Raw genomic sequence first — 13,798 nt, 5'->3', positions numbered from 1 at the left:
CAAAGCCACCTGAGAAATCTTATTATTAGCCATTTGTAGTGAAATCCTTGTATGGAAAGGCTCAGATGAACTAGTGATATAGCATTTTCACATTTTGGTAAGTAATAAGTACATCTATAAATGCGATTTGCAGACCCGCAATGTTATAGGAAATCACACCTAACAATTTTGAATTATGGATGTAAGTTAATTCTAAAAACGCTCATTACTTCAAAACCACCTTGCCAGCCGCACCATCCATTCGATAGTTTTTAATGTCCCCGGCGATAACCAGATTAATGGCTTTCTCAATCTCATCAAGGGGAACGTTGAACCACTCTGTTGCCTTGTAGAGATTATCGTTTGCTGCTTTTAAGGATACTTTGACTCTTTGATCATAAAAGAAAGCGTGTAAAACACCTTCCACGCTGCGGGCATTGGCGTCATACACTTGCCACTCAGCAATGATATCTACTGGTTGTTGTAGGAATGCGGTATCTCTAATCGAGTGCTTTGTGCGAGCCTCTCCTGTAAGGGTAGAGAAACCTACTTTATGCAGGTGCTTATAGTGTGCTAAATTGCTTGGCGTATCAGTTAGCTTGGCGACATAAATGACACCAGTAAGCTGTCTATCATCTCCGAAGTTTTTTGCTAATTCATCGTCCATCCAGTCGGGATCAGTAATGAGTAGCTGATAGCTGTTTTCATATTTATATTGAGCAGTAGCTAAAGAGCGAATGAGCATGTTCGACTCAGTACCGTTAGCAAACACCAGACGAAGTCGCTGCTGGTTACGCTCATTCTTTCGATTCTCTGCTTGGTATATATCCGCCACATAACACAAAATCCCATTTAAAACGAAGACACTGCCAATATTGATATCTTTCACTGATGAAAAGTTGGTTTTAGTAAAAGCCCCCGTTTGAATGGCGTGAGATATACGCTCAAAGGTTGCCTCAAACTTATAAAAGTCCTTACATTCAAAGCGAGTTGCTATTTCTTCATCATCGTATTGATCATAAGTATTGCGAGAATTGAGCTGACTATCACTGACTAATATTTCAGAATGAATGTTGTCAAAAATACCTAGGTCATCACTGTTGAAAATATCATCTAGACTATTAATAATAGGTAGCTCGCTAACAGCCTCTGTTACCGGCTCAGCTTCTTTAGTGTTATCACTGATTGCCTTTTCAGGCTCATCCTCCTTATTGCTCACGCTTTTGTCTGAGAGTGTCGGTTTGTCGTCAGATGGGGTAGACGCCGTACTTTGAGCAGTTAGTAAACCATGCTTATCTAAAGCTAGCAGTTCTTGCGATTTTGCGTGATTGGTTTGTATGGTAGCTAGGAGGCGAGCATTTATCTTTTCATTAATATCGCTAGCACTGCTACTGGGTATGCGCCCCTGTTGATCGATAAAAAGGTTGATAGTGTCAAACTGCTGCGCTAAAACGCTGTTATTCGCCGAGCTTTTGGTGACAGGCTTTATATCGTCTAATAAACCAGTACTGTCATTTAAAAAAATATCGTCTAGTGTTTTGTACTCACGACTTTGATAGATCTCATCGAGTTTAATCATGACTGTTGGCTTCTCGCTTAGCTTTTTGGTTTCTGACATAGGAGATAACTTCAGTCATACGCCGCTCGATAGCATCTTCTGAGTTTCTATTAGGCTGACGACCTTTATTCTTGATAAAAGAAACTATCTTTGGCCACATCAGGACCGCTTCCGCTTCAGTTACGGTAGAACGGCTGGCATGCAAGACGTCATTGATGGTTTGTAGTACTTCTTTGTCGACGGTTCTAGAGAGGACTTCATAAGCATCATGAAATGGGTTGACCGATTTAACAAGATCAATGGGAAGGTTGTTTACATTGACAAACTTACTGCCAACCTTCACAAAGCCGTTGCTAGGATTTGAGTCATTGCTACTGCTTGATTTGGTTTTAGGGTTATATATTTTTGCGTCAGCTGGCAGGTGGCGCTCTTTAATAATGTCGTTTTCATTGAGCTGACTTTTTCGTTCAGCATTTAGAGTAGTGATATCTACATACTCAGTGCCTTGCTTAATGAAACAGCGTTCATTTTCGATGATGGCATCTTTAGGAATATCCTTACCTTCAACCACGCCGCCTTGGCGGTTAATGGCCATATACTGCATGACGCCTTCTTGTACTTGCCGCACCTCATCAGTGTCTAGCGCTGGATACTTACTACGAATAATACTAGGGATGACGGAGTCTGACACGGCTTCGGTCTCGACGTTATTGGTCTCGGCGGCAATATACTTTTTGACCGTCTCAGTGTTCTGAGTGAGCTGGGCGAGTATCTCTTCACGGTCTTGGTTAAGTATATTCATCACTCGATCAGAGGGAGGATTGACAGTATCATCAATAATAATAGTACCTGCCGGCAAGTCGAGCGTCCCTAATATGTCTAGCTCACTACGGCGTTTAAAGTTAATATTAGGTTTAAGCACTTGCTCCATAAGCAGCGATAGGGTGATGGCTTTTAATAAATCATTCACAGAGCTTGTCACCTCAGACTTATCCGCTTCTGGCTCAGCGATTAGATTGGTAAACTGAGCATGGTGTTTGCCCGCGCTGTCACGTGTTGAGCGTCCAATAATCTGCACCACTTCGGTCAGCGAGCCGCGATAGCCAATGGTTAATACGTGCTCACAATACTCCCAGTCAAAGCCCTCTTTTGCCATCCCAAGAGCTACGATGATATCCATCTGATCGCGAGAGGTAATATCAGCCAAGTAAGCCTGTGTATTCACCCTTATGGCGTCATCAGTCACTAAGTCAGCTAGTAGTAAGCGCCTGCCATCATGTGACCGTACTCTGATGACACCAGTATTCTCGTCACGAGACTCAATCTCACCTATGATGTCTATAATGCGACCAACGGTTTCATACTTGTCTGTCTCAGCAGTTAAGCTATTGACGTTAGGGATGTGAATGATGGTCTTTTTGCTAGTATCTAAGCATTCATTTAAGGCATCAAAAAATGACTTTTTATAAAAGTGATAGCCGAGTCCTAATGACTTTAGGTGTTCATAACCATTGAGCTGTTCGTAATAGGTGTAAGTCACCTTATCGAATTTTTCTTCATCGCTATCTGACAAGATAGGCACTGAGTCACCACGGAAATAAGAACCCGTCATTGCCACAATATGCGCGCTAGTCTGCGTCATAATGCTATCGAGTATGGCTCCCAAGCGGTTAGAGTCATCTGCTGATACATGATGGAATTCATCAATACCGATAAGTACATCGTTAAATAGCTCAATACTGCCGCCATCTTCGATAATCTTATCAAAGCCATATCTAAAACTGTGATGAGTACAGACTAGGACTTGGGGAAGAGAATTATCATTGACGTCTGAAGTGATAAACTCTGAGAAGATAGCAGTTTTGCGAGTATCACTTTGAGCGAGACTTAAACATAAGTTATAGCGGTCTGCCACCTCCCAATCGGCAAAGAAACCAAAGTCACTAAGCGCTGTTGATTTAAAGGATTTACCAATACTCATCTCTGGGACGGCAATAATGACCTTTTTTATCCCTTGGTTGATAAGCTTGTCTAAGGCCAAAAACATCATGGCGCGTGATTTACCAGAGGCAGGTGGCGACTTAATAAGCAAATACTGGCTATTACGCTTCTCGAACGCACGTGCCTGCATTTCACGCATACCCATCGAATTATGTGTCTTGCTTTGACCCGTGCGGGCGTAAGTTTGATTTAAGATATTAACGGGCTGAGACATGGTTTACTCTACTATAGACAAGATGTGTGGCATTATTTTTTAGGCTGCGGCTCGTATAAAAAGCTACTTAGCTTTCTTTTTGATTTTACTTTGCTTTTCCGCTTCGATAAGCTGCTCATAACGTGCCAGCAAATGCGCCAAGCGCTCTTCGGTATTGGAAAATCCTTGCATGCGATACAGCTTGTCCACCGCATCATCGAGGTTGCTATGCGCTTGTTTTAAGTCCTCAGGCATCTTATCCGGATCGTATAACTCAGCTAATGTCATGCCAGCATTACTGGCTCTAGCGAGTAGAATTTCTTCCGCAAGACTTTCAATGTGCTGTTTCTGCTCGTCTGTGGCGTCAGGGAAGGGAAAGGTGTTGTAGACGATGGTTCCTGAGTAGTTATAACGGCTTTCTAATCGACCAGCTACCAGCCGCATCCATTCATTATGCATTTTAGAAGTTATTAATCCAAAATCATATAATGATCCATTAGGAATAATACTCACCTTGTTTGTAGCAATGACATTGCTATCGAAAAAACCTATTGGAATATAAAATCGCCTTTCCGAAGATACTTTCGGAATTAGAAGATAACTTCCATCCGTAGGTTGTCTTATTTCAGGGAATAGGTGAGGAATCAATACTGCTTTTTCTCTAGTATCTTTCTTTTTACTATTTTGTCTATCAATTTTAACTTGTTCTACTAAATCGCTTAGTATTTTAGAATTACTAATATCGTCCTCTAATGCATCAACAAGCCAAAAGCACCACCTTTGAATGCCGTGCAAAAATTCTTTAGAGCCAAGCAAAGGCCTAATCCATTTTTCTAAATCGGGCTCTTTGTTCAAGATTTCGTTCTTCTGCTCAGTATCCATGATTAGAGGTTCTGACTTAGTGTAATTAGACCCATCAACAACTTGTGAAATATCAGTAAATGGGTATGTTCGCGAGATAACAGCTATAGGATTGCCAGTCATCAAATAAGGGTTAATACTGTCAGTATTTTCTGTATGCCAATTTGTACCTATAAGCTTAAATATTTTCTTATTTTTATTGGTTTTTGGTGATAGGCCAATTATAACTACGTGTACAGCTGCATTATCTTTAGCGCTATTTTTCCAAGGGAATGACTGATAAGCAAAATCGATACTTATTCCTAATTCAAAAATATCAGGGAATAATATTGAAACTTGTATCCCTTGAACAACTGAACTTGTGGATACGAGCGCGAGTTTTGCATCTGAATCTGCAATATACTGTGCGCCTTTCCAAAACCATGATGTGACATAATCAAGATTTTTAAAGTTTTTAAATTCTTTAAAAGTTACTTCCATATCTCTTGTCTGGTCCTCTGTACGATTTTTCCGTCCTTTGAACGGTGGATTACCAATAATATAAATCTCATCACTGCCATTATTTGGACATACTTCATTCCAATCGATACGCAAGCTATTGCCATAAACAATGTGCCCACTGTCTTTGAGTGGCAGCATTGGCTGAGATGCACCAAACTCTTGCTCGAATAGCACATTCATCTGATGCTCAGCGAGCCATAGTGACAAACGCGCAATCTGACTGGCAAAGTCGTCATACTCGATACCGTACAGATTATCTAAGCTGACCACACTATCAAAGCCTAAACCTAATAGATTGTCCTTAGAGCCTAGTAAGTCGCGTTGTGCCTTTAATACATCAATTTCTAGCTTGCGTAACTCTTTATACGCAATGATCAAAAAGTTACCTGAGCCACAAGCCGGGTCAAATACTTTGATTTGGCTGATACGCTTAAGTAAGGCATCTAAGCGCTCGGCTTTATTGTTCTTATGGCGATTGTCATAACTTAGCGCTATAACTGTGTCTAGCTCTGTACGTAGCTCATCTAAGAATAAGGGCTGTATGACCTTCATGATATTGCTAACACTGGTGTAATGCTGTCCTAAGCTGCCACGCTGCTCAGGGTCGATCACTGCTTGGAACATCGAGCCGAAAATATCTGGGTTAATCTCGGCCCAACTCAAACGTGCGCACTCTAGCAAGATACGGCGGGTACGCGCATCAAACTCAGGAATGGCGAACTGATATTCAAATAAGCTGCCGTTCACATAGGGGAATGCACTTAGATGAGTGGGCTTGGCACGGCGCTCGGCGCTCAACTCAGGTAAGTCTAAAACCTCAAACAGCTCATACAAGACGCTATCGACATCGCTGCCATCTATATTGGTGGTTCTATCAATCACGTCATAGAACTGGTCTGCTTTAAAAATACCCGTATCTTCTGCATAAAAGCAGAATAGCAGTCGCGTTAAAAATATATTAAGAGCATGTAAATCATCAGCAGTATTAAACTCGTTAAGCTTGCGGATGTGGTCAAACAAGCGACCCATTTTCTCTGATGCTTGTACATCAGCAGGGTGCTCTGAGTATTCGCGAGCACGCTCTAGGCCGGCAAGTGGCAATAGAAAGTGATAGTTCTTATAAAGATCAGCAAAATCGCAATCAAGCGTCTCATCATACTTAGTGTCGTTAATCAGTACAGTGTTGAAATCTGTCACCATTACCATACGGATTTTGTGCTGATTGATGATTGGGCTGCTTACCACCTCACTTAGGGCTTTTGCAAGGTCTTGGCCTGCATCAATAGGCTTGAAGTAGATACGATGCTTGTTGGCAACCTCGCCAGCTTCAGGATTGGCTGCGACGTTGAAACGGCCGTCATTCTTTTTAAGCGAAGTTATCGTAGATTTTGAGACATCTAGCAGCGTTAGAAAATCGTATATAAAGCCGTCTTTTTTATTCTTATCAATGACTTTGGTGGTTAATTTTTCTAAATCTTCAAAAAACTGGGTTTGGTTAAATGCCATGGTTGTCTCTGTAGATGAATTACGGGTTTGAATAAGTAGGCTAATGTGCAATTATAGCGCTATCTTAGAAGATTTAAAGGTTTAGTTGCTTTGAATGAGGTGATACTGATTTTATCACTCGCAATAATCAGACTAAAATTTCGTTAATGAGGCTGGATAATGATAGTTGGTAGTTATTTTCAAGGTGACTCTACCCGTATTGGATGGATCCAACATGATTGCTATAGAGAAGCATTACATATCATGGTTGATTTCGCCATCGATAAGCATTGCCATGCTGAAAGGGTAGTTGATGTCCGTACGGAGCTTAGTGACTTACGTGACGAAATGAGCGGCTTTGATCATAGAACCTTGCAATGGCTTCATGATTGTATAGCAGCTGCGTTCCGTATGGAGTATTGTCTTAATGCAGATTTATTTACGTATGTGATACCTGACCCTCATACACCCGCAGAAATTACTACTTTTTGGTTTGAATTTCTAAGAAGAGAGCTGGCGAAAGTATTTGCTAATCATTTAGAGCTACCTAGATTGATACTTACCGCTGCTGCCTATCCTAATCCTAATCCCAAGGGATCAGATGCAGAGGACGAGATTTATAGATTAACCAAGATTCTATATCCTGAATTAGAATAGATAAGTGTTTATCCGTTAAAATCATATACTAACTTTTAGTTCATATTTATTAGTTTTATAAACTATTTTTTCATCTTTAGTCTAGGGCTAGCGTGTCTTCAATTGGATAAGCTATAAGTAATAGCTCTGCACACGACAAAAAAATCATCCCCACCCGATTTTCATAGGTTTAGGGGTTAAAAAGCTAACTAACCCCAGTTCGGGATAAGGGCTCAAAAAAAAGATAAAAAAAGAAGTCCGAAGTTGCTAAAGTGAGTTTACCAAGACAAACTTCACAACAAGGACTTCTTACATGGACAACCTAACCGAACTATACTGCCATATTGACGACTTTTATCAGCAATTCAAACCTGAGTTTGACGCTCATTTAATCGCAACGGGCCGTCAACGGCTAAGAGCATGCCAGATAAGTGTAGCAGAGATTATGACCATCTTGGTACTGTTTCATCAACGGCGGTATCGACAGTTTAAGGCGTTTTACTACCATCACATGCTTGGCATGATGAAACGGGAGTTTCCAAATCTGCCGAGCTACTCGCGATTTATAAAGCTTGTGCCGCGCAGTATCATGCCACTATGTGCCTACTTGCAAAGCATGATGGGCGACTGTACGGGTATCAGCTATATTGATTCAACCAAGATAGCAGTTTGTCATAACAAACGTATCTACCGTCATAAAGTCTTTGAAGGACTTGCAACCCGAGGCAAAAGCAGCATGGGCTGGTTCTATGGCTTTAAGCTACACGCCATTATCAATCATAAGGGCGAGCTTGTATCTGTTAAAGTCACTGCGGGTAATACGGATGACAGAGTGCCTGTTAAGGATATGGCAACACCTGTGTTTGGCAAGGTGTTTGGGGATAGAGGCTATATCAGTAAAGCCCTAAACGAGTGGCTCACAAAACACAGTGATACTACGTTGATAACTAAACTTCGGCGTAATATGAAACCCCAATTACTTGAGCCTATGGATGAGGCTCTACTCAATCATCGCTCTTTGGTTGAGATGGTGTTTGGGGAGCTGAAAAACTTGTGTCAGATTGAGCATTCACGCCATCGTAGTGTCACGGGTTTTATTACAAACTTGCTGTCAGGTTTGATTGCTTATTGCTGGTTTCCGTATAAACCCACCATCAAAAATATGCCTCAGCAGGGACAGGTGGCTACATTGTAAATAGTATCAATGAGTTACAATGTGGCTTATCCCGAACTGGGGTTAAATAGCTTTTTTACAGTGAAGCGATGCCAATATTGATCAAGCCGCCACCAACGATTAACCAAGCAAACATAATCGCACCTAAGATAAGGGGTTTAACGCCAGCTTGTTTGATAGCGCCCAAATGCGTGGTTAGACCCAGCGCAAACATTGCCATGGTGAGCAGCACATCGTCTAGTATCACCATACTACGCTCAAAGCTTGCGGTCATCGGCACCCAAGTGTGCAGTAAGACGATGGCAATGAATATGAAGGCAAACCAAGGCACTTTGACTTGTTGAATGCGGCTCATTACAGAGGGTTTGTTACCTTGATCGTTACTGCCTTTGGTCAACGCAAAAGATAAAACCAATAAGAACGGCGCGAGCATCATCACGCGTATCATCTTGGTGACAACCGCTGTGTCACCCACTTCGGGACTGACTGCGTTACCAGCGACGACGACTTGCGCCACTTCATGAATGGTGGCACCCGTATAAATCCCGTACTGCTGAGCATTTAGCCAAGGTTGCAACCAACCAAGATGGTATAAAAACGGATAAAGCAGCATCGCAATGGTGCCAAAGACCACGACCGTAGCCACAGCGATAGTGACTTTGTGCGCTTCGGCCTTGATCACTGGCTCTGCGGCGATAACAGCTGCTGCCCCGCAAATACTCGCGCCTGCACCAATCAATAACGTCGTTTGTTTATCGACTTTGAGCCATTTTGTACCTAACCAATAAGTGATTAAAAAAGTCGAGGTCAATACCAACGCATCGCTCATCACCGCAGACAGTCCGACACTTGATACTTGCGTTAGGGTCAGCTTAAAGCCATAAAACATGATGGCGAGACGCAGTATTTGACCTTTGGCAAATGTCACGCCCACATGTAGCTGCTCAGCGAAACTAGAATAAACGGTATTGCCCAATATCATACCGATCAAAATCGCTAGCGTTAACGAAGACAAGCCTATAATGCGCCCGTGACTCCAGACATCCAAGCTCGTATTTAGCCATAAGCAAAATAAGCTACCGACAAACACCACTATCAAACCTGCGAAATGGCGATTGGTTGGGAAGTAGTTGGTCACTGTTTTAGTTAAGGCGTGCATGACGAAGTGTCCTATTGTCCATAATCGAAATAAGCATAAGCTTATGAATAGACATTATAAGGCAGACCAATCTATAATAAAAACAGATTAATTAGATAAAAACTATCGATTTTTTAGGTTAATAAAAGTCTTTGGGCTAAAAAGATGGTTTTTTAGATAATAAAGGGTTTTTAAAATAACAGGTGGTTTTTAGGTTGTATCAATAAGATAGGGTGTCAGAGAAATTATGAAAAAAGCCATGCAGGTATTACCAAAGATTACCCTCAAGCAATTATCAGTGTTTGTCAGTATTTATCAAACGGGCAGTACCAGCCGTGCCAGTGAAGAGCTGCATTTATCGCAGTCAGCGGTCAGCAGTGCACTCACTGAGCTGGAGGCGCGGTTACAAATGCCGCTATTTGAGCGCGTCGGTCGCAGGCTTAATCAGCATCCAAACGCCCATCCTATCTATATACAGGCGCAAGCGATTTTGGGACAAGCTTTAACGCTTGAGCATTATCATAAGCATCAAGCAGGGCAGATTCATATTGGTGCTAGTACCACGATTGGTAATTATGTATTGCCACCGCTGCTTGCCAAATTGTACGAAGCGCTACCCGATGCCCATATCGATATGTATATTGCCAATACCCAAGAAGTGGTCGGCGAGGTTGAGCAATTAAATATCGATATTGCGCTTGTAGAAGGTATGCCGCGCCCGACAGATATGAAAGTGATTGAGCAGCGCGCTTGGCGGACCGATACCTTGATGGTATTTGCTAAATCTCATAGTAAATGGCTGGCAAACATGGACTATAACCATAAAGAAAAATGCTATGAGCTCAGCGCTGAACGATTGGCAAGGCTGCCATTACTGGTACGAGAGGCGGGTTCGGGGACGCGGCAGATTATCGATGAGCAGTTATTGCAGCATCTACCGCATGCCGAGATTGTCATGGCAATTCAGCAGTCAGAAGCCATTAAGCATATGGTCAGCGCCGATATTGGGCTTGGCTGCTTATCGCAGTATGTCATTCAAGCAGAATTGGATAAAGCAGAGCTGGTGCAGGTGAAAGTAGCAGGTATTGATTTAGCGCGCACGTGGTGGCTGGTGTGGCATAAAGCGCGTCATCAAAGCCCCATTTGGCAGAGTTTTATTGATATTTTGACAGAAGATTGATTTTAGTAGTAAAACCCCAGTTCGGGATAAGCCAGTGCTTAAGTTGTTGATACTATTTGTATAATTATTATCTGACCTTATAAAGTCATGCTTTTGACAGTAGTTTATAGAGAAGCCTGTCTTCAAAGACTTAGCTGGTCTTCAAGAGTAATAGAAAATATCAATACTATCAGCAGCTTAATGAATCACTTATCCCGAACTGGGGTTATAATAATAAAAAAATATATTTGCCTTTAATGATAAGAGAGATTGACGCTAAGTACTGGGATGCCACTTCTACTTATGGGTATGGCGGTCCGCTGGTTGACGACACTGTGACCACTGATGAGCTGGATATTATGTTGAAAGGCCTTCAGGATTTTCTTTATGAAGAAGGCTGTGTCTCTTTGTTTATGCGCCTGCATCCCATCATTAACAAAGAACGAGAGCGCCCCCCAGCTATTGGCAAAATAATAAAGCATGGCTTAACAGTAGCCTCTGATTTGACTAAATCTGAAGAAGAATACTGGCAAGAAACTCAAAATCAGCACCGCCGTGGCATCAAAAAAGCAATGAAAATGGATGTGACTACTAAGGTTGAAGCGTTGGACGAAGAAAACGCTAAAATCTTTTCAAAGATTTATGAAGAGACGATGGCGAATGTTGGTGCCACTGATTATTATTTTTTTGATGACAATTATTACTATAATTTGTCTAAAAACCTACAAGGCAGATTGCTGTTGATAACGGCTTATCAAGAAGATAAGCCTATTGCTTCTTCTTTATACACTGCCTGTGAGGAGTCAGGGATTATGCAGTATCATTTAGGAGGAACGCTCGACGATTATAGAAAACTGCAGCCTGCTAAACTGATTACTCATGTGGCAAGAGACTGGGGGCGGGAAAATAACTATAAATTACTTCACCTTGGCGGTGGCCTTGGTGCTAGCCTCGACTCACTATACAAATATAAAAAAGGCTTTAGCTCCCCCTCTGAGGAGTTTGATTTTAAAACCTATAGACTCATTGTCAACCCAGAGAAATATGCCGAATTGGTAGCCAAGGTTGGTCTGAGCGAGGAAGATTTGAATTCTGACTTCTTTCCTTTATATAGGAAAAAGGCAGCACTTGCTTCTGAAGATGAGGCGAACAGACCTGCTTAATAAGGTAGTATTAAAAAGTATTATTGCAGACAGTATCACTATAAAAAAACACCAGCTATAACTAGTTATAGCTGCTGTTTTTTGTCTCTACAATATATTGGGCTTTATTGAGTTGGAACAATATGCCAAACGCCTTTTACATTATCGCCGTTTGCATCTCCAGCTTTAGTGTCTTTTACAAAGAAGTATAACGGCATGTTATTGGCAGCCCACTGATAAGTACCGTCATCACGCTGAAAAGTCGAGAACTGACCGACGCTTTTGGCATTGTTAGGGGCGGTAAGTGCTGGCCAAGCCGCTAAACAATCACCTGTACAGTTCGACTTATTGGCAGTGTCTTTGTCAAAGGTATATAGCGTCATGTAATTAGTAGAATCAACCAGCATACCGTTTCTACTAGTCACTGGTACGGCGCTGCTACTAACCATCTGGTTATCATTCATTCCTGACATATTAGTGCCAAATACTTTATCCATTGTCGAGCAGCCTGTAAGCGCTAAAACACCACTTAGTGCAGATAACATCATAATACGCTTCATAGTAACTTCCTTATTCTTAGAAAATGATTAGTCAGTAGACCTCTTGCAAAAGTCATAGGTTTAGCTCGAAATTAATGATACCAGCAAGAGCCCATCCCAGATTCTGTGTAACTGCCATTTAGATTAAATGCTTACTGATACGATCATCAAACATAATTATAAAGCGATTAAGAGCCGCCGTCCAGTTACGAATCGGCATCGACCACCTTGACGATGCCTGTTGAGTTGCCAAATAGACCACCTTGAAGGCGGCTTGATCAGAGGGAAACACCTTACGCTTATTCACCGCTGTTCGAATGACACTATTTAGCGACTCTATCGCATTGGTGGTATAAATGACTTTTCTGATGTCTTTAGGGTACTCAAAGAACACCGTTAAGCCCTCCCAGTTATTACGCCAAGACTTGATGACATGCGGGTACTCTTTGCCCCATACTTCATCAAAGTGCTCAAGGTTGGCCTCTGCCATCTCAAGCGTATCAGCACCGTAGATGGCCTTTAAATCAGCTGCTACGGCCTTCTTGTCCGTCCAAGGTACGAACTTCATCGAATAGCGCACCATATGCACGATACACAGCTGAACCTGAGCGTTAGGGTAGACCGTATTAATGGCATCAGGGAAGCCTTTTAGGCCGTCTACACAGGCAATAAGAATATCTTGAACCCCGTGGTTTTGTAGCTCAGTGAGAACACCAAGCCAGAATTTAGCGCCCTCGTTCTCTGATAGCCACATGCCAAGCAGCTCTTTTTTACCATCAAGAGCAACGCCTAAGGCCAGATAGATTGCCTTGTTGATGATCTGCTTGTCTTGACGTACTTTAATGACAATGCAGTCTAAATAGACGATAGGATAAACACTGCTCAGCGGCCGGTTCTGCCAAGCGGTGATGTCCTCTAATATGTTATCGGTGACTCTTGAGACAAGAGAGCTTGAGATGTCGACATCGTAGAGCTCTTTAATGCTCTCTACGATCTCAGTGGTGGTTTGACCTTTGGCGTATGAGCGAGGATCAGCAAGTGTCTGGGAGACACTTGCCCGAAGCGCAAGACGTAAGGCTATGCCTGTAGTGAAATATGATTTTATCATCAAGACCTGAAATACGGGTTTGATGCTTACTGACAAGTACAGGCTCAAAGCTACTGTCGCGGTCTCTGGGGGTGGAGATCTCAAGCTCGCCTGTGTCGCTACGGACTCTCTTTTTAGTGTGCCCATTGCGCTTATTAGGCCTGTCTGCCTTTTCATGCTTGGGGTAGCCGAGATGCTCTTCCATTTCTGCTTCTAGGGCAGTGTCGATGAAGGACTGCATGAGCTGCTTTTGAAAGTCTTTGATGTCATCGAAGCTTTTCATGCTGCTGGCCATTTGCTCAGCCAGTTTCTTGATGTCAGATTGGTTAGTCATTGCTTATTCTC

Annotated in this window: 9 protein-coding genes and 1 pseudogene; 4 read left to right on the top strand and 6 right to left on the bottom strand. The window is 42.3% G+C overall.

The features are described 5' to 3' along the window. Positions 1 to 205 precede the first annotated feature (205 nt). The 3 genes from JMX75_RS08590 to JMX75_RS08580 all read right to left on the bottom strand — a co-directional run bounded on the left by JMX75_RS08590 (position 206) and on the right by JMX75_RS08580 (position 6,599). On the bottom strand, positions 206 to 1,597 hold the full coding sequence (locus JMX75_RS08590; RefSeq protein WP_201532003.1) for a GIY-YIG nuclease family protein: 1,392 nt from the start codon (positions 1,595 to 1,597) through the stop codon (positions 206 to 208). Next, entirely contained in the window at positions 1,551 to 3,752 is a 2,202-nt protein-coding gene (locus tag JMX75_RS08585; RefSeq protein WP_201532002.1) for a DEAD/DEAH box helicase, read from the bottom strand. The genes JMX75_RS08590 and JMX75_RS08585 overlap by 47 nt, the downstream gene beginning before the upstream one ends. Before the next feature lie 63 nt (positions 3,753 to 3,815). Then, the gene (locus tag JMX75_RS08580; protein WP_201532001.1) at positions 3,816 to 6,599 is read right to left on the bottom strand and encodes a class I SAM-dependent DNA methyltransferase; all 2,784 of its coding nucleotides are present in this window, start codon (positions 6,597 to 6,599) and stop codon (positions 3,816 to 3,818) included. Positions 6,600 to 6,758: 159 nt separating this feature from the next. On the opposite strand from JMX75_RS08580, the gene JMX75_RS08575 reads away from it, so the two are divergent. Together JMX75_RS08575 and JMX75_RS08570 are read left to right on the top strand one after the other, a co-directional pair. Beyond that, positions 6,759 to 7,235 (top strand): hypothetical protein, encoded by a 477-nt coding sequence (locus tag JMX75_RS08575; RefSeq protein WP_201532000.1) that lies wholly within the window; start codon positions 6,759 to 6,761, stop codon positions 7,233 to 7,235. Positions 7,236 to 7,527: 292 nt separating this feature from the next. Then, complete coding sequence (locus JMX75_RS08570; protein ID WP_201531999.1) at positions 7,528 to 8,409, top strand: IS982 family transposase; 882 nt, start codon at positions 7,528 to 7,530, stop codon at positions 8,407 to 8,409. A 55-nt stretch (positions 8,410 to 8,464) separates the two neighbouring features. On the opposite strand, the gene JMX75_RS08565 is transcribed toward JMX75_RS08570, so the two are convergent. Further along, the gene (locus JMX75_RS08565; RefSeq protein WP_068037311.1) at positions 8,465 to 9,547 is read right to left on the bottom strand and encodes a YeiH family protein; all 1,083 of its coding nucleotides are present in this window, start codon (positions 9,545 to 9,547) and stop codon (positions 8,465 to 8,467) included. 226 nt (positions 9,548 to 9,773) lie between these two features. Here JMX75_RS08565 and JMX75_RS08560 point away from each other — a divergent pair, with 226 nt between their 5' ends. Together JMX75_RS08560 and JMX75_RS08555 are read left to right on the top strand one after the other, a co-directional pair. Then, positions 9,774 to 10,706 (top strand): LysR substrate-binding domain-containing protein, encoded by a 933-nt coding sequence (locus JMX75_RS08560; RefSeq protein ID WP_068037308.1) that lies wholly within the window; start codon positions 9,774 to 9,776, stop codon positions 10,704 to 10,706. A 314-nt stretch (positions 10,707 to 11,020) separates the two neighbouring features. After that, the gene (locus tag JMX75_RS08555; RefSeq protein ID WP_157822716.1) at positions 11,021 to 11,848 is read left to right on the top strand and encodes a GNAT family N-acetyltransferase; all 828 of its coding nucleotides are present in this window, start codon (positions 11,021 to 11,023) and stop codon (positions 11,846 to 11,848) included. Positions 11,849 to 11,952: 104 nt separating this feature from the next. On the opposite strand, the gene JMX75_RS08550 is transcribed toward JMX75_RS08555, so the two are convergent. Then, a complete protein-coding gene (locus JMX75_RS08550; RefSeq protein WP_068037304.1) occupies positions 11,953 to 12,387 on the bottom strand; it encodes a hypothetical protein in 435 nt (144 codons plus the stop codon). A gap of 118 nt (positions 12,388 to 12,505) precedes the next feature. Beyond that, positions 12,506 to 13,787: pseudogene (locus JMX75_RS08545) on the bottom strand (IS256 family transposase). Between the last annotated feature and the right edge of the window lie 11 nt (positions 13,788 to 13,798).

It is taken from the genome of Psychrobacter sp. LFX-11D, from assembly GCF_904846475.1.
In the GTDB taxonomy this organism is placed as follows: Bacteria; Pseudomonadota; Gammaproteobacteria; order Pseudomonadales; family Moraxellaceae; genus Psychrobacter; species Psychrobacter cryohalolentis.
This window is presented reverse-complemented; position numbering and strand designations above follow the sequence as displayed.

What these genes read in the sequence shown, in the direction of transcription:
- JMX75_RS08575 (WP_201532000.1), top strand. Translation starts at nt 6,759, where the DNA reads ATGATAGTTGGTAGTTATTTTCAAGGTGACTCTACCCGTATTGGATGG.
- JMX75_RS08560 (WP_068037308.1), top strand. Translation starts at nt 9,774, where the DNA reads ATGAAAAAAGCCATGCAGGTATTACCAAAGATTACCCTCAAGCAATTA.
- JMX75_RS08580 (WP_201532001.1), bottom strand. Translation starts at nt 6,599, where the DNA reads ATGGCATTTAACCAAACCCAGTTTTTTGAAGATTTAGAAAAATTAACC.
- JMX75_RS08550 (WP_068037304.1), bottom strand. Translation starts at nt 12,387, where the DNA reads ATGAAGCGTATTATGATGTTATCTGCACTAAGTGGTGTTTTAGCGCTT.
- JMX75_RS08565 (WP_068037311.1), bottom strand. Translation starts at nt 9,547, where the DNA reads ATGCACGCCTTAACTAAAACAGTGACCAACTACTTCCCAACCAATCGC.
- JMX75_RS08585 (WP_201532002.1), bottom strand. Translation starts at nt 3,752, where the DNA reads ATGTCTCAGCCCGTTAATATCTTAAATCAAACTTACGCCCGCACGGGT.
- JMX75_RS08590 (WP_201532003.1), bottom strand. Translation starts at nt 1,597, where the DNA reads ATGTCAGAAACCAAAAAGCTAAGCGAGAAGCCAACAGTCATGATTAAA.
- JMX75_RS08570 (WP_201531999.1), top strand. Translation starts at nt 7,528, where the DNA reads ATGGACAACCTAACCGAACTATACTGCCATATTGACGACTTTTATCAG.